Source organism: Terrabacter sp. MAHUQ-38 (assembly GCF_014518425.1).
GTDB lineage: Bacteria > Actinomycetota > Actinomycetes > Actinomycetales > Dermatophilaceae > Terrabacter.
This window is the reverse complement of record NZ_JACVCU010000001.1, coordinates 179,491-194,355: the sequence shown is the minus strand read 5'-3', so window position 1 is coordinate 194,355 and position 14,865 is coordinate 179,491. Positions and strand designations below refer to the sequence as shown.

Below are 14,865 nucleotides of genomic sequence, written 5' to 3'. Positions count from 1 at the left end.
GGTCCGACGTCAGCGCGACGCAGGCTCGAGCGGAGCATCTTCGGGAATGTGGTGGGTGCCCAGGCGCTTCCGGAAGACCCAGTACGTCCAGCCTTGGTAGATCACGACGATCGGGGTGAAGACGAGCGCGACGACCGTCATCACCTTGAGGGTGTAGTCGGTGCTCGACGCATTGTCGACCGTCAGACTCCAGGCCGGGTTGGTCGAGCTCGGCATGACGTCGGGGAACATGGTGAGGAAGTACGTCGCGACGGCCATCGCGATGGTGACGGCGGTGCCGAGGAAGGCCCAGCCCTCGCGTCCCGCCCGGTTGGCGGCGAGTCCCCCGAGGAGGGCGACGGCGGCGACGCCGGTCGTGGCCCAGGAGGCGGGCTTGCCGTCGGCGAGCCCGATCCAGACGAGCAGCACGACCGCGAGCACGGCCGCGACCGCGCCCACGCGCTGGGCGATGAGACGGGCCTCGTGACGGATCTGCCCGTCGGTCTTGAGCGCCACGAAGATCGCGCCGTGCGTGAGGAAGAGCGTGAGGAAGACGAGGCCACCGAGGAGGCCGGCCGGGTTGAGCAGGGTCAGGACGTTGCCGGTGAACTCCTTGTCGGCGTCGATCGGCACGCCACGCACGATGTTCGTCAGTGCGACGCCCCACAGGAATGCCGGCACGACCGACCCCCAGAAGATCGCGAGGTCCCAGCGCGCCTTCCACTGTGCTTCGGGGCGCTTGTGGCGGTACTCGAAGCCGAGGTTGCGCACGATGAGTGCGACGAGGATGACGAGCAGCGGAAGGTAGAAGCCGCTGAACAGCGTCGCGTACCAGTCGGGGAAGGCTGCGAAGGTCGCACCTCCGGCGGTCAGCACCCACACCTCGTTGCCGTCCCAGACGGGACCGATCGTGTTGAGCAGGACGCGCCGGCGCTTCTCCGCGTCGGCGCGGTCGGCCGCGCGGCGCCGGCCGCCGAGCACCGGGAGCAACATGCCGACGCCGAAGTCGAAGCCCTCGAGGACGAAGTAGCCCGTCCACAGGACGCCGAGGACGATGAACCAGAAGGTCGCGAGATCCATTGCGGCGCAATCCTTTTCAGTAGGCGAAGACGAGGGGTGCGTCCTCGTCCCGGTCGGCGGGCTCCTGCGGCTGCTCGAAGGGCTCGGCGCCCTTGCGCACGTAGTGCAGGAAGAGCTTGACCTCGACGACGGCCAGTGCGCCGTAGAGCAGCGTGAAGACGGTCATCGAGGTGATCACCTCGGCGATCGAGACGCCGGGTGACACGCCGGAGGCCGTCGTCATGAGGCCGAAGACCACCCAGGGCTGGCGACCGACCTCGGTGAAGATCCAGCCGAAGCTGTTGGCGAAGAGCGGGAGGAACGGAGTGGCCACGGCGGCATACGCAAGCCACCGCGACGACGGCGTGCGTCGCCGCCGCGTCCACCACAGGACGGCGAGGGAGACCGCGGCGCCCGCCATGCCCAGCCCGACCATGAGACGGAAGGTCCAGTACGTGGTGGGGATGTTGGGGACGTAGGCCGTGCGGGGGTCGGCGACGAGGGGGTTGCCGCTCGCGCCGTAGGTCTCTGCGTAGGCCGCCTTGAGGTCGTTGATGCCCTGGACGGCGCCGTCGACGTCGCCCGTGGCGAGGAAGCTGAGCAGCCCCGGGATCTCGATGAGCGCGTTCGCGTGCGAACCGTCGAGCGAGCCGATCGTCAACACGGAGAACGGTGCTCCCTCACCGGCGGGCACTGAGTCGTACAGCGCCTCGGCCGCCGCCATCTTCATGGGCTGCACCTCGGTCATGATCTTGCCCTGCACGTCCCCGGTCCCGGCCACGCCGATCGCGGCGACCAGCGTGACGAGCGCGCCGATCCTCGCGGCCCGTCGGTACATCGGCGCGTCCGTGCGCTCCACGGGCCGCGCGTCATCGTCGGCCCGCTGCGCCTCGCGGCGCATGAGCCACAGCGACACGCCCATGACCACCGCGGCACCCGTCATGTACGCCGCGAGCACGACGTGCGGGAAGGTGACGAGCTGGACCTTGTTCGTCAGGACGGCGATGAAGTCGGTGAGCTCGGCGCGTCCCGTGGCTCGGTCGTAGGTGTAGCCGACGGGGTGCTGCATGAAGGAGTTCGCGGCGAGGATGAAGTACGCCGAGAGAACCGTCCCGATGTGGACGACCCACATCGTCGCGGCGTGGAGCTTCTCGGGGATGCGGCCCCAGCCGAAGATCCAGAGGCCGAGGAAGGTCGACTCGAGGAAGAACGCGAGCAGCGCCTCGATCGCCAGCGGGGCGCCGAAGACGTCACCGACGAAGCGCGAGTAGTCGCTCCAGTTCATCCCGAACTGGAACTCCTGCACGATGCCCGTGACGAGCCCGAGGGAGAAGTTGATGAGGAAGAGCTTGCCGAAGAACTTGGCGAGCCTCAGCCACTGCTCGTCGCGGGTGCGCACCCAGGCGGTGTGGAAGACGGCGACGATGGCGGACATGCCGATCGTGATGGGCACGAAGAGGTAGTGGTAGACGGTCGTGATGGCGAACTGCCACCTCGCCAGGTCCGTTGCATCCATGGAGGCTCCCCGAGGGGTCAGTTGAACTACATGTCGTAGTAGATACTACAGCGTGTAGTGGATGACGCGAACCGCGGTGCCGGTGCCTTTCGCGCGCCCCGTTGACAGCGCGTCGGCCGGGTGGGTCAATCGCGGGATGGCCGACCTGCCGATCACCGTCGACGCGCACTCGCACGAGGCGCCTTTCGAGCAGGTACGCGCCCAGCTGGCCGGGCTCATCACCTCCGGGCACCTGCTGCCGGGTGACCGGCTCCCGACCGTGCGCGCGCTGGCGGCCGACCTCGGCCTCGCCGTCAACACGGTGGCCCGGGCGTTCAAGGAGCTCGAGGCGAGCGGCCTGGTCGAGACCCGCCGCCGCGCGGGCACGGTCGTCGCATCCGGCGAGCACACGGCCGACGTCGCCGTGGCAGCCCTCGCCGCGAAGTTCGCCGTGGCGGCCCGGGACGCAGGGATCGACGACGCCGCGGCCATCGACCTCGTGCGATCGGCGCTGCGCGGGCGGTGACCGCGAGGTCCGACGGCGTGTTCGGGTTCGCGGCCCTCAGTCGAGACAGAACTCGTTGCCCTCGACGTCCTGCATCACGAGGCACGACTCGTCGAAGCCATCGGCAGGAAGCAGTCGCACGCGTGTCGCGCCGAGCGCGACCAGCCGTGCGCACTCGGCCTCGAGTGCCGCGACGCGCTCCTCACCCACGAGCCCGGTGCCGACCCGCACGTCAAGATGCACGCGGTTCTTGACGACCTTGCCTTCGGGAACGCGCTGGAAGAACAGTCGCGGGCCCACACCTTCAGGATCCATGCAGGCGAACGCTGAGCCCTGACGCTCGGCCGGCAGCGAGCGGTCGAATGCGTCCCATGTGGCAAACCCCTCGGGCGGCGGCGGCACGACGTACCCCAAAACCTCGCACCAGAAACGACCGACGCGCTCGGGTGCTGCGCAGTCGAAGGTGACTTGGACCTGCTTGACCGACGTCATCGCCCCACCATAGAGGCGCGACCCAGCCCGCGCCGCGGTGCTCGGGTCATCCTCCTTGGGTAGCCGCACGGCCACGTGAAGATCTGGCGCGCCGCGGGGGTGGCCGACGTGCTCCGTCGGCCACCCCCCGGTCAGGTCAGCAGCAGCGACCCTGCGGGTGACGGTCCTGCCAGTCCAGGTGCTCGCGCCAGAACTCGCGTTCCCCGAGTGGCCGGGCGCCGGGGTGATGCCGTGCCAGGTGCGCGCGGTACCGGTCGTAGGCGTCGGCCCCCATGACGGCGCGGAGGTATGCCGCTGCGCCCCGGACACCACGTACGCCGGCTGAGGCGATCCTCGACACGGCGGACGGGTCGGTCACCGCCACGTCAGTGGCGCCCGGACGGCATGCGCGGGGCGATCTCGTCCCACTCGGCCTGCAGCTCGCGCTCGGCCGGCGTCGCGATGAGACCGGCAGGGGCGAAGATCCGAGACTCCACGCGGCGGTCCTCGGTGTCGACGCCGAGGTGTCCACGAGCAGCCCTGACGCTGGTGACGATCGCCGCCACGAGCACGACCAGCGTGAGGACGACGAAGACGACCGAGAGGGTGCCCTGCACCGTCGTGTTGCGCACCACCGCTTCCATGGCCTCGACCGACTTGGCCGTGCCGAAGCTCGTCTTTCCCTCCGCCAGCGCGGTGCGGAACGCCTCGTTCTGGGCCCAGTAGCCGACTGCGGGCACCGGGGAGAAGATCTTGTACATCGAAGCGGTCACGGTGACGACGGCGGCGAAGCCCAGGGGCAGCACGACCACCCACAGGTGCCGGAAGTTCCCGCGCCGCGCCACGATGGCCATGACGACGGAGAGTGCGATGACCGCGAGCAGCTGGTTCGCGATGCCGAAGAGCGGGAAGAACGTGTTGATCCCACCGAGAGGGTCCGTGACACCGAGAACGAGGATGTAGCCCCACCCGGCGACCATGACGGCGGTGCAGATCCAGGCGCCGAGGGTCCACGACGTGTCCTTGAACCGTGGGATGAAGTTGCCGACGGTGTCCTGGAGCATGAACCGGGCAACGCGCGTGCCGGCGTCGACGGCGGTGAGGATGAAGAGCGCCTCGAACATGATCGCGAAGTGGTACCAGAAGCCCATCAGCGCGGTGCCCCCGAACCACTGGTGCAGGACCGTTGCGATACCGACGGCCAGCGTCGGCGCCCCGCCCGTGCGTGAGACCACCGACTCCTCACCGACGTTGTGCGCCAGGGTCGTCAGCGCGTCCGGAGTCAGGTGCACGCCGGTGAGCCCGAGCGAGTTGACGAACGCCACGGCACCCTCGACCGTGCCGCCGGTCGCGGCGGCCGAGGCGTTCATGGCGAAGTAGATCCCACGGTCGATGCTGATCGCGGCGACGAGCGCCATGATCGCGACGAACGACTCCATGAGCATGCCGCCGTAGCCGAGGAAGCGGGTCTGGCGCTCCTTCTCGACGAGCTTGGGCGTCGTGCCCGACGAGATGAGCGCGTGGAAGCCGGACAAGGCGCCGCACGCGATCGTGACGAACAGGAACGGGAAGAGCGAGCCGGGCACGACGGGTCCGTTGTCGCGGCTGGCGAACTCCGAGATGGCGGGGACGTGGATGGTCGGCTGGACCACGATGATCCCCACGGCGAGCAGCAGGATGACGCCGATCTTCATGAAGGTCGACAGGTAGTCACGCGGTGCGAGCAGGAGCCAGACGGGCAGCACCGCCGCGATGAAGCCGTAGATGATGATCATCCACGCGATGCTCGTGCGGTCGAGGTGGAAGAACGAGGCGCCCCACGCAGACTCGGCCACCCAGCGTCCGGAGATGATGGCGAACATCAGCAGGGCGAAGCCGATGACCGAGACCTCCATGACCTTGCCCGGGCGGATGAACCGCAGGTACACGCCCATGAAGAGGGCGATGGGCAGGGTGAGGCCGACGGAATAGACGCCCCAAGCGGATTCGCCGAGTGCGTTGACGACGACGAGTGCGAGGATCGCCGTGATGATGATCATGATGGTGAGCGTGGCGATGAGGGCAGCCGTTCCGCCGATGACGCCGAGCTCCTCGCGAGCCATCTGCCCGAGGGAGCGACCGCCGCGACGCATCGAGAAGAACATGACGAGGTAGTCCTGCACGGCGCCCGCGAGGACGACGCCGACGATGATCCAGAGGGTGCCGGGCAGGTAGCCCATCTGGGCGGCCAGCACCGGGCCCACGAGGGGCCCGGCGCCGGCGATGGCGGCGAAGTGGTGGCCGAACAGCACCCGGCGGTCCGTCGGCATGAAGTCCCTGCCGTTGTCCTTGGACTCGGCAGGCGTTGCCCGGGTGTCGTCCGGCTTGGCGACGTGTCGCTCGATGTACTTCGCGTAGAACCGGAAGGCGATGAGGTAGGTGCAGACGGCCGCGAAGACGAACCAGACCGCGTTGATCGTCTCCCCGCGGAAGATCGCGATCATCGACCACGCGACCGCGCCGAGCACGGCGACGGCGCTCCAGCCGACGATCTTCTGCGGGGTCCATCGCCGGTCGTGCTCGTCGACGACTACTGGGTCGACCGCGGCCGGGGGCCGCGAGTGCTGGTCGGGCAGCGTTGTGCTCATTGGGCGTTCCTCATGGGTTGTGTCGGTGGAGGGGTGGCTGGTCGGGGATGACAGCCAGGGGTTCAGGCCATTGCGCGGGAGAGCTTCCACATCGCGTCGACGACACGCTCGACGTCGTCGTGCTGGTGGAACAGGTGCGTCGACACCCGAACCGCCCAGTGCGAGCTGCTCGCGCCGATGACGGGGAAGTCGACGTTGCGGATGACGATGGAGTGCTCGGACTTCATCCGGGCGACGAACTCGACGGACTTGGCCTGGTTGGTGACGTCCGCGGCGTTGGCGAACGGGTTGAACGACGTCAGTGCGCAGACGAGTCGCGGGTCGTCCTTCGGCGAGTAGAGACGCTCGACGCCCCACCGCTCGGCGATGAGCGCCTTGAGGTGCGCGGACAGGCCGAGGACGTGGTCCTCGATGCGCTGACGGCCGATGGTGTCCCACATCGTCATGACCTGCTTGACGCCGGCCTGAAGCGCGATGCTGCCGTTGCCGACCGACGTGAGGTAGCGACCCATGTCGTAGGACGCGGTCGCGTTGGTCGTCCGCGGTGGTAGGCCGGCGTCGGGGTAGCTGCTCGTGATGGTGGGCCAGAACGTGGGCAAGGGGTTCGGGTTGTAGCGCGCGTCGACCTTGTTGCGAACGTAGAGCACGCCCGTCCCGCCGGGACCGCACTGCCACTTGGCGGCCGAGCCTGCGAAGAAGTCGACCCCGAGGTCGTGCATCGAGTAGTTCATCATTCCTGGGACGTGGGCGCCGTCGACGACGGTCACGAGGCCGTGCTCCTGGGCGAGGTCGACGAGCATCCGGATCGGGAGCATGGTGCCGGTCTTGTACGTGGGCGCCGAGAAGAGCATGACCTTGGTCCGCGGCGTGATGGCCTGCCGGAAGAGCTCGACGTAGTCCTCGGCGCGCTGCGCGTTTCCGACGGGCAGCGCGACCCGGCGCAGGACGACGCCCTTGCGGTCGCGGATCTGCTGCATCGGCGAGTTGCCGCCCGAGTGCTCGTGGTTCGTCGTGAGGATCTCGTCGCCCTCGACGAGCTCGAGGCCGGCGAGGACCTTGGCCATGCCGTCGCTGGTGTTGTGGGTGATCGCCATCTCGTCCAGGTCGCAGCCCAGCCCGGATGCCGCCAGGGTGCGCACGTCGTCGAACGAGCTGTAGCCCGACTCGGCGGCGACGGCGACCCGCAGGTTGGTGTCCTCGAGGGTCTGCAGCACCGACCTCGGCGGAGAGCCGACGGTGCCGACGTTCATGAACAGCACCTTCCGGTCGAGCACGAACTGCCGCTCGACCTGCTGCCAGAAGGTGGGGTCGTCGGCGAGGGGCATCGAGGCGGCGCCACGGGCGGCCCCGACCGACGTGGCAGAAGCAGCGGACGCGGGGGCGGGCCCGAGCAGTCCGAGGCCGGTGGTGGCGGCTGTGAAGGTGCCGGCCCCCATCAGTCGAAGGATGCCGCGTCGGGACGCGTGCGAGGTGTTCAGGACGTTGGTCACGGGTGTCTCCTTTGGTTTCAATGGATTCCAGCGGACAGTCAGCGGATGGCGATGGCGGCGATCTCGACCTTGGCGTCCCGGGGCACTCGCGCCACCTCGATCGTCGCCCGTGCGGGGGGAGCCAGCGGGAAGAACTCCGCGTAGGCCGCGTTGAACGCCGCGAAGTCGTCGAGGTCGGAGAGGTAGACGGTGGTGCTCACGACGTGGGACAGCGTCATCTCGTTGGCCTCAAGCACGGCCGAAAGGTTCTTCAGCACCTGCCGGGTCTGGTCCTCGATGCGCGATCCGGCCGGGATCTGGCCCGTCGCCGGGTCGATGGGCAGCTGACCGGACAGGTACAGCTGGTTGCCTGCGGCGATGGCCTGCGAGTACGGGCCGATCGCGGCGGGGGCGTCGGGGGAGGTGATCACGCGGTGCTGTCGGGTCGGCTCGGCGGACGCGGGGGGCTCGCTCGGACCGGCCACGCCGGTCTGGGTCCCCCAGGCGAAGGCGGCCCCGGCGAGCCCGGCGGCGAGGGCGGCGGTCAGCGTGCGGGGGAGGCGGCTGGTGGGCGTGCTCGAGTGGGGCGACATGGGTCCTCTGCTCTCGGACGACTGGGTCTGATGACCGCCGCGCCGCGCGACTGCGACGTCGGGGTCACTTGGAGGTTGCGCACGTCGAGCAGAAGGTTTACACGAACGCCTTTGACTGGCAGGTAAATTCACCGGAGGGTGTCGAACGCCGCCGAGCTGGGTGCGCTCGGAGGGGCCTCGCGGGGTGGCTGCGTCCTTGACCCGAAGGCGTGGTCGGGACGCGCTAGGGGAGTATGACGACCCGGCTCACGGCAGGCGTTGTCGTCGACGACGGTGAGGGGGTCGTCGACTGCTCGCTGGCGTGCAGCGCCCACAGGCCGACCACGTCGGCTGCGGCGATGAGCACGCCGGCGACGGCGACCATGACGAGACGCCGGCGACGGTCACGGCGCTGCCACTCCTGCTTCGTGCGGGCGTACGCGTCCGGCGAGGCGGTGGTCTGTGAGGCGAAGGCGCGCAGGGACTCGGTCAGGCGTTCGTCCATCGACTGGTCCGTCATGGCTGTCCCTCCGCCCGCTCTCTCGACCAATCCTCCGACTGCGGCTCCAACAGGGCCGTCAGTGCGCCCATCCCACGGAAGACGTGTGACTTGACGGCTCCGGTGCTGATGCCGAGCGCGTCCGCGATCTCGGTCTCCTTCAGGCCCAGCCAATAGCGTAGGACAAGAGTCTCGCGTTGACGGGTGGACAGCGTCTGGAGCGCGTCGATGACACGCTGTTGGTCGTCCTTGAGCAGCGCGACGCTCTCCGCGGACTCCGCGGTGGCACGCTCGAGGTCGCCCGCCTCGGTGTGCGCATGCCGTCGGCGCACCTCGAGCTTGCGGATCCGCATACGGGCGAGGTTGGTCACGGTGCTGCGCAGGTATGCGGGTGCCGAGTTGGGGTCGCGCAGCCGGCTCCAGCGGCGATGCAGCTCGCAGAAGGCCTCGGACACCAGGTCCTCCGCGTCGTGTCCTGCTCCGAGCAGCAGCGCGAGGCGCGTCAGCTGCAGGTGGTGCGTGTCGAAGAGGGCGGCCATCGCGGCCTCCCGGTCGATGTCACGCAGGTCGACATGGTCTGCCGGGACCACGCCTCCGGGCGCTGCAGGACCTGAGGAAGCCGGGGGAGCCGAAGGTGCCGGGCGCGAGGTCCGCCCCGCACGGGTCGCCGGTCGCAGGTTCATGGGCGCACCCGGTTCCCGGACCAGAGGACGCGTCCGCCGGTCTCGACCGCCCACATCGTGACGAGGTTGAGAACGAGTGCCGCGACACCGGCATACACCGGTCCGGCGCCGGGGACGTCCACCGTCGGCGAGAAGCCGCCGAGGGTGACCATCGCCGTGCTGCTCACCATGCCGACGGCCCAGCCCGACAGCAGGGCCGTGCGTCCGGGGCGGCGCGGAGCCAGGGCGAGCAGCAGGGGCGGCAGCGTCTGCAGCACCCAGGCGGCGCCGAGCAGGTGGAGGTGGATGGCGCTCTGGTTCTGGAACCCGAGTGCGAAGCCGAGGGCGCCGAGCTTGACGAGCAGCGACATGAGCCGCGCCACCTTCACCTCGTGCGCGCTGCTCGCGCCACGGTTGATGTACTCGACGTAGACGTTGCGGGCGAAGAGGGTCGCCACCCCGATCGACATGACCGCAGCAGGTACGAGGGCGGCCACGGCGACGACCCCGAGCAGCAGGCCCGCGAGCCACGGGCTGGCGAGCTGCTCGATGAGCAAGGGGATGGCGAGGTCCGAGCGCCCCGAGGGCACCTCGATGCCGACCGCGGCGGCGACGACACCCATGACGGCGAAGACGCCGAGCAGGAGCGTCCACCCGAGCATCGCGGGGAGCGTCGCGGCCACCGTGCGCTCGCTGCGAGCGGACAGGGCGACCATGAGGACGTGCGGGAACGCGAACAGCGCGAGCGCCGACCCGACGGCCAGGCTGGCGTAGGCCAGCCCGTGCTCCGGAGGCGGCCAGAGCATCAGGCTGCGGTCTTGGAGCGCCGCCTGTGCCGACGCGGTCATGGTGGACCACGAGTGCTGCCGGGAGACGAGGACGACGAGCGTCGCCGCGGCGACGATGACCAGGACGGCCTTGAGGACGGCGACCGGGGTCGGGGCGGCCAGTCCGTGCCGGTACGTCGACAACGCGAGGACGGCGAAGATGGCGACGAGCGCCAGGTCGCTGCCGAGACCGTGCAGCTCGAGGCCCAGCGCGGCCAGGACGGCCCGGAGGCCCACGAGCTGCAGGGCGATGTAGGGCATCGTCGCGAGGATGCCGGTGAGCGCCACGGCGAGGGCAAGGCCCGGTGAGCGGTACGAGCCGCGGATGAGGTCGGCGCCGCTGACGTAGCCGTGCCGGCGAGCGATGCCGGTCAGACGCGGAAGGACGAGCAGGGCCAGCGGGAAGACGATCGTCGTGTACGCGAGAGCGTAGAAGCCGACTCCCCCGGAGCTGTGGACGACGCCCGGAACCGCCAGGAACGTGTATGCCGTGAAGATCGTCCCGCCGAGGACGCACCACAGGATCAGCCCGCCGTTGGTCCGACCGGCGAGCGCCCAACCGTCGAGGTCGGTCGTGAACCTGCCGGGCGCCGCCGCCTTCCGACGGGGGCGGGCCACCGCGACGAACGAGGCCGCCGCGACGACGACTCCTCCCGCGAGTGCGGTCCCGTACCGCATGGCACCTCCGTCTCGGCGGCTCGCGGCGGCTGTCAACCGAATCGCGACCCTGCGCAACCACGTAGTACCGGATCCTCCGGCGTGGTCAGGAGACGGACAAAACCACCACCGTACGCAGGCGAACAAGGGCAGTTCCACGACGTGAGAAGAGGCCGCGGCGGCGGTTCGGCGCGCCCTGAGACAGCGGCTCATGAAGGGTTTTCGCGACCCTGGTGACCGCAACCCTCCACAGGGGCCCGTCGGGCGGGGCTAGGTCGGCGTCACCCTGGCGACTGCGATCTTCCGCCCGGACTTCGTCTCGTAGTCGGCGAAGAACGGGTAGGCAGCGACGATGACGTCGCTCCATGCCGCGTCGCGCTCTGCGCCGCGGAGCACCTCCACCTCGACGGGGTGCTTCGCCGAGCCCACCTCGATGGTCGCTGAGTGCGTCGCGCGGAGGTTGCGGATCCACTGGGGCTCGGCGGGCGCGCCGCCGGCCGAGGCGGCGAGGTAGTAGGCGCCGTCGTGCTGGACGTACGCGACCGGCACGGTGTGCGGGATGCCGGACTTCCGGCCGGGCACGGTGAGCAGCAGCACCGGGCTGCCTCCCTTGGCCTTGCCGCCGACCCTGCCACCCGTGCGGCGGTAGACCCAGACGGCGGCCTTGGTGCCGGCCCGCCAGAGACGCTCGGCCATCGAAGCCATGGTGTTCCTCCCGATCGATCCTCGAGCTCTCGGTCGCTCCCGAGTCAAGCACCACCCGACCGCGCCGGCCAGTGAACCGCGCAAGCCGGCACACCTCCTCGGCCGCGAGCAGTCAGGCCTCGGGGCGCTCGTCGACGATGCGTCGCGCCTTGCCGATCGACCGTTCGATCGACCCCGGCTCACGGACCTCGACGCGGCACGTCGTGCCGATGCGCGCCTTGACGGTGGCCTCGAGGGTGCGCGCGATGTCGTCGGCCTCGCCCGGGGCCAGCTGCGACAGGGGTTCGACGAGGACGGTCAGCTCGACCAGGCGGTCGGGCTGCCTCAGCACGCACTGGAAGTACGGCGACAGCCGCGGCTCGGCGAGCACGTGCTCCTCGATCTGGGTGGGGAAGACGTTGACGCCACGGACGATCATCATGTCGTCGGTGCGCCCGGTGACCTTCTCCATCCGGCGCATCGACGGGATGGCGGTCCCCGGGAGCAGACGCGTGAGATCCCTTGTGCGGTAACGGATCACGGGCATCGCCTGCTTCGTCAGTGAGGTGAGGACGAGCTCGCCGGCCTGACCGTCGGGCAGCACCTCCTCGGTGACGGGGTCGATGACCTCGGGGTAGAAGTGGTCCTCCCAGATGTGCAGGCCGTCCTTCGTCGTCGCGGCCTCCTGCGCCACTCCCGGGCCCATCACCTCGGACAGCCCGTAGATGTCGACGGCGTCCATGCCGGTGCGTCGCTCGATCTCCCGGCGCATCGACTCGGTCCACGGCTCGGCGCCGAAGATGCCGACCTGCAGGCTGGTCGTGGCCGGGTCGATGCCCTCGCGCTCCATCTCGTCGATCAGGCTGAGGAAGTAGCTCGGCGTCACCATGATGACGCGCGGCCGGAAGTCGCGGATCAGCTGCACCTGCCGCTCGGTCATGCCGCCGCTCACGGGCACGACGGTCGCACCGAGCCTCTCGACGCCGTAGTGCGCGCCGAGCCCGCCGGTGAAGAGGCCGTAGCCGTACGCGACGTGCACGACGTCTCCGGGGTGGCCCCCGGCGAGACGGATCGACCGGGCCATGAGGTCGGCCCACGTGTCGATGTCGGCCTTCGTGTAGCCGACCACGGTCGGCCGCCCGGTCGTGCCCGAGCTCGCGTGCACGCGCACGACGTGCTCACGCGGGACGGCGAACATCCCGAACGGGTAGTTGGCCCGCAGGTCCGCCTTCGTCGTGAACGGCATGCGGCTGACGTCGTCGAGCGACCGGAGGTCGTCCGGGTGGAAACCCTTGGCGTCGAAGGCCGTCCGGTAGTGCTGGACGTTGTCGTATGCCGCCCGCACCGTCCGTTGGAGCCGCTCGAGCTGGATGCCCCGGAGCTCTTCGAGCTCCATGGTCGGGATCTCGTGCTCGGGCAGGGCGGGCGTACGTGACTCCGTCGTCATGCCGCCCATTCTGCCCGCCGACGTCGAGTGGGCACTTTGACCCGCCCCCACAGTCGAGTGGGCACGTTCACCCGGGGGAAGTGCCCACTCGACTGCGGTTCGCGGGGCGGTCAGGGGTTGTCGTCGTGCTCCGTGCGCATCCGCTTGAGGAACGACTGCGTGCGCTCGTGCTTCGGGTTGCCGATGACGTCCTTCGGCTTGCCCTCCTCGACGACGACCCCGCCGTCCATGAAGACCACGTGGTCGGCGACCTCGCGCGCGAAGCTCATCTCGTGGGTCACGACGATCATCGTCATGCCCTGGTCGGCCAGGTCGCGCATGACACGCAGCACCTCACCGACGAGCTCGGGGTCGAGCGCCGACGTCGGCTCGTCGAAGAGCATGAGCTTCGGGTCCATCGCGAGGGCGCGCGCGATCGCGACGCGCTGCTGCTGGCCGCCGGACAGCTGGGCAGGGTAGGACGACGGCTTGTCGCCGAGGCCGACCTGCTCGAGCAGCTCGACGGCGCGCGCCTTGGCCGTCTTCCTCGCGACGCCCTTGACCTGGACCGGCGCCTCCATGACGTTCTCGAGGGCCGTCATGTGTGGGAAGAGGTTGAAGCGCTGGAACACCATGCCGATCTCCCGGCGCTGCGACGCGACCTGCTTGTCGGTGAGGTGATGCAGGTGCCCGCCCTCCTCCCGGTAGCCGACGAGGTCGCCGTCGACCCAGATTCGGCCGCCGTCGACCGTCTCGAGCTGGTTGATGCAGCGCAGGAAGGTCGTCTTGCCCGAGCCCGAGGGCCCGAGCAGACACACGACCTCACCACGGTGCACGTCGAGGTCGATGCCCTTGAGCACCTCGTTGCCGTGGAAGCTCTTCATGACGTTGACCGCGCGGACGAGCGGCTGGTCCTCACCGGTGCGTGAACGGCCGCTCTCGGCCGGTGTCGTCGTGGTCTCCGACATCAGGCGCCTCCTGCCCCGGCGGGCCTCGCGAACCGCCTGTTGCTCGGCGTGCCGAAGCCGCGCCCGAAACGCTTCTCGAGGAAGTACTGGCCGACCATGAGCACCGAGCCGACGATGAGGTACCAGGCGGTCACGGCGACGAACGCCGGCATGATGAGCAGCGTCCGGTTGCCGATGGCGCTGGTCTGGTAGAAGAGCTCGGTGATGACCGGGATCGCCGACAGCAGCGACGTGTCCTTCACCATGGCGATGGTCTCGTTGCCGGTGGGTGGCACGATGACGCGCATCGCCTGCGGCAGGATGACGCGGCGCATGGCCTGACCCCGGTTCATGCCGAGGGCCGCGGCCGCCTCCCCCTGCCCCTTGTCGACGGACAGGATCCCGGCCCGCGCGATCTCGGCCATGTAGGCCGCCTCGGACAGACCGAGGCCGATGATGCCGGCGAGCAGCGTGCTCGAGAACTGGTTGACGTTGAGGGTGAAGAACGTGAAGTCGCTCGACAGGCCCAGGAACGAGGCGAGCTGCTGGCCGAACGGGACGCCGAAGTCGAGCCGGTTGTAGAGGAAGCCCACACCGCTGCCGATCATCGCCAGGAGCACGAGACGCGGGATGCCGCGGAAGAACCACGTGTAGACGAACGAGACGCCGCGCAGGATGGGGTTCGACGACAGTCGCAGGACGGCGATGACGACACCGCCGACGACGCCGATGACCATGGCGCCGACGGTGCCGATGATCGTGCCCTTCCAGAGCCCCTCGAGCACCGGCGTCTGCTGCATGATCTCGAGCGCCTTTGGGAAGTTCCATCGCTCGTTGGTGACGAACGAGCTCACCAGCATCGCGAGGAGCACGAGGATCACGGCGAGCGCGACCCACCGGCCGGGGTGCGGGACGGGCCGGGCCTGGATGAGGCCCGGCCGGTCGTCCGTGGCCGGCCCGTCCTCGGTGGTCGGTGTCGTCACCGG

15 protein-coding genes are annotated in these 14,865 nt (G+C 69.5%); 1 reads left to right on the top strand and 14 read right to left on the bottom strand.

Features of this window, described 5'->3' with window-relative positions:
• Window positions 1-9 precede the first annotated feature (9 nt).
• On the bottom strand, window positions 10-1,059 hold the full coding sequence (gene cydB / locus H9I49_RS00960) for a cytochrome d ubiquinol oxidase subunit II (RefSeq protein WP_188028407.1): 1,050 nt from the start codon (window positions 1,057-1,059) through the stop codon (window positions 10-12).
• A gap of 16 nt (window positions 1,060-1,075) precedes the next feature.
• A complete protein-coding gene (locus H9I49_RS00955; RefSeq protein WP_188028406.1) occupies window positions 1,076-2,554 on the bottom strand; it encodes a cytochrome ubiquinol oxidase subunit I in 1,479 nt (492 codons plus the stop codon).
• 136 nt (window positions 2,555-2,690) lie between these two features.
• Here H9I49_RS00955 and H9I49_RS00950 point away from each other — a divergent pair, with 136 nt between their 5' ends.
• Window positions 2,691-3,059 (top strand): GntR family transcriptional regulator, encoded by a 369-nt coding sequence (locus H9I49_RS00950; RefSeq protein WP_188029551.1) that lies wholly within the window; start codon window positions 2,691-2,693, stop codon window positions 3,057-3,059.
• A gap of 36 nt (window positions 3,060-3,095) precedes the next feature.
• Here H9I49_RS00950 and H9I49_RS00945 read toward each other — a convergent pair whose 3' ends face one another.
• From H9I49_RS00945 to H9I49_RS00890, 12 genes are all read right to left on the bottom strand, one after another.
• Window positions 3,096-3,530 (bottom strand): VOC family protein, encoded by a 435-nt coding sequence (locus H9I49_RS00945; RefSeq protein WP_188028405.1) that lies wholly within the window; start codon window positions 3,528-3,530, stop codon window positions 3,096-3,098.
• A 136-nt stretch (window positions 3,531-3,666) separates the two neighbouring features.
• A complete protein-coding gene (locus H9I49_RS23570; RefSeq protein WP_370587377.1) occupies window positions 3,667-3,888 on the bottom strand; it encodes a YbdD/YjiX family protein in 222 nt (73 codons plus the stop codon).
• 7 nt (window positions 3,889-3,895) lie between these two features.
• Complete coding sequence (locus H9I49_RS00935) at window positions 3,896-6,136, bottom strand: carbon starvation CstA family protein (RefSeq protein ID WP_188028403.1); 2,241 nt, start codon at window positions 6,134-6,136, stop codon at window positions 3,896-3,898.
• A 62-nt stretch (window positions 6,137-6,198) separates the two neighbouring features.
• Window positions 6,199-7,626, bottom strand: a complete 1,428-nt coding sequence (locus H9I49_RS00930) for an aminotransferase class V-fold PLP-dependent enzyme (protein ID WP_188028402.1) — start codon at window positions 7,624-7,626, stop codon at window positions 6,199-6,201.
• A 38-nt stretch (window positions 7,627-7,664) separates the two neighbouring features.
• Complete coding sequence (locus H9I49_RS00925; protein WP_188028401.1) at window positions 7,665-8,198, bottom strand: RidA family protein; 534 nt, start codon at window positions 8,196-8,198, stop codon at window positions 7,665-7,667.
• A gap of 223 nt (window positions 8,199-8,421) precedes the next feature.
• The gene (locus tag H9I49_RS00920; RefSeq protein WP_188028400.1) at window positions 8,422-8,697 is read right to left on the bottom strand and encodes a hypothetical protein; all 276 of its coding nucleotides are present in this window, start codon (window positions 8,695-8,697) and stop codon (window positions 8,422-8,424) included.
• The gene (locus H9I49_RS00915; RefSeq protein WP_223128216.1) at window positions 8,694-9,266 is read right to left on the bottom strand and encodes a sigma-70 family RNA polymerase sigma factor; all 573 of its coding nucleotides are present in this window, start codon (window positions 9,264-9,266) and stop codon (window positions 8,694-8,696) included. The genes H9I49_RS00920 and H9I49_RS00915 overlap by 4 nt, the downstream gene beginning before the upstream one ends.
• A gap of 89 nt (window positions 9,267-9,355) precedes the next feature.
• Entirely contained in the window at window positions 9,356-10,843 is a 1,488-nt protein-coding gene (locus H9I49_RS00910; protein ID WP_188028398.1) for a sodium:solute symporter, read from the bottom strand.
• Between the two features lie 249 nt (window positions 10,844-11,092).
• A complete protein-coding gene (locus H9I49_RS00905) occupies window positions 11,093-11,518 on the bottom strand; it encodes a nitroreductase/quinone reductase family protein (RefSeq protein WP_188028397.1) in 426 nt (141 codons plus the stop codon).
• A gap of 121 nt (window positions 11,519-11,639) precedes the next feature.
• A complete protein-coding gene (gene paaK, locus H9I49_RS00900; protein WP_188028396.1) occupies window positions 11,640-12,953 on the bottom strand; it encodes a phenylacetate--CoA ligase PaaK in 1,314 nt (437 codons plus the stop codon).
• A gap of 110 nt (window positions 12,954-13,063) precedes the next feature.
• Window positions 13,064-13,900: an amino acid ABC transporter ATP-binding protein gene (locus tag H9I49_RS00895; protein WP_188028395.1), complete on the bottom strand. Its 837-nt coding sequence runs from the start codon at window positions 13,898-13,900 to the stop codon at window positions 13,064-13,066.
• The gene (locus H9I49_RS00890) at window positions 13,900-14,862 is read right to left on the bottom strand and encodes an amino acid ABC transporter permease (RefSeq protein WP_188029550.1); all 963 of its coding nucleotides are present in this window, start codon (window positions 14,860-14,862) and stop codon (window positions 13,900-13,902) included. The genes H9I49_RS00895 and H9I49_RS00890 overlap by 1 nt, the downstream gene beginning before the upstream one ends.
• Window positions 14,863-14,865 lie beyond the last annotated feature (3 nt).

Excerpts from the sequence above, each read along its gene's own strand:
- cydB (WP_188028407.1), bottom strand. The coding sequence starts at position 1,059 with ATGGATCTCGCGACCTTCTGGTTCATCGTCCTCGGCGTCCTGTGGACG.
- H9I49_RS00955 (WP_188028406.1), bottom strand. The coding sequence starts at position 2,554 with ATGGATGCAACGGACCTGGCGAGGTGGCAGTTCGCCATCACGACCGTC.
- H9I49_RS00950 (WP_188029551.1), top strand. The coding sequence starts at position 2,691 with ATGGCCGACCTGCCGATCACCGTCGACGCGCACTCGCACGAGGCGCCT.
- H9I49_RS00945 (WP_188028405.1), bottom strand. The coding sequence starts at position 3,530 with ATGACGTCGGTCAAGCAGGTCCAAGTCACCTTCGACTGCGCAGCACCC.
- H9I49_RS00935 (WP_188028403.1), bottom strand. The coding sequence starts at position 6,136 with ATGAGCACAACGCTGCCCGACCAGCACTCGCGGCCCCCGGCCGCGGTC.
- H9I49_RS00925 (WP_188028401.1), bottom strand. The coding sequence starts at position 8,198 with ATGTCGCCCCACTCGAGCACGCCCACCAGCCGCCTCCCCCGCACGCTG.
- H9I49_RS00920 (WP_188028400.1), bottom strand. The coding sequence starts at position 8,697 with ATGACGGACCAGTCGATGGACGAACGCCTGACCGAGTCCCTGCGCGCC.
- H9I49_RS00910 (WP_188028398.1), bottom strand. The coding sequence starts at position 10,843 with ATGCGGTACGGGACCGCACTCGCGGGAGGAGTCGTCGTCGCGGCGGCC.
- H9I49_RS00905 (WP_188028397.1), bottom strand. The coding sequence starts at position 11,518 with ATGGCCGAGCGTCTCTGGCGGGCCGGCACCAAGGCCGCCGTCTGGGTC.
- paaK (WP_188028396.1), bottom strand. The coding sequence starts at position 12,953 with ATGACGACGGAGTCACGTACGCCCGCCCTGCCCGAGCACGAGATCCCG.
- H9I49_RS00895 (WP_188028395.1), bottom strand. The coding sequence starts at position 13,900 with ATGTCGGAGACCACGACGACACCGGCCGAGAGCGGCCGTTCACGCACC.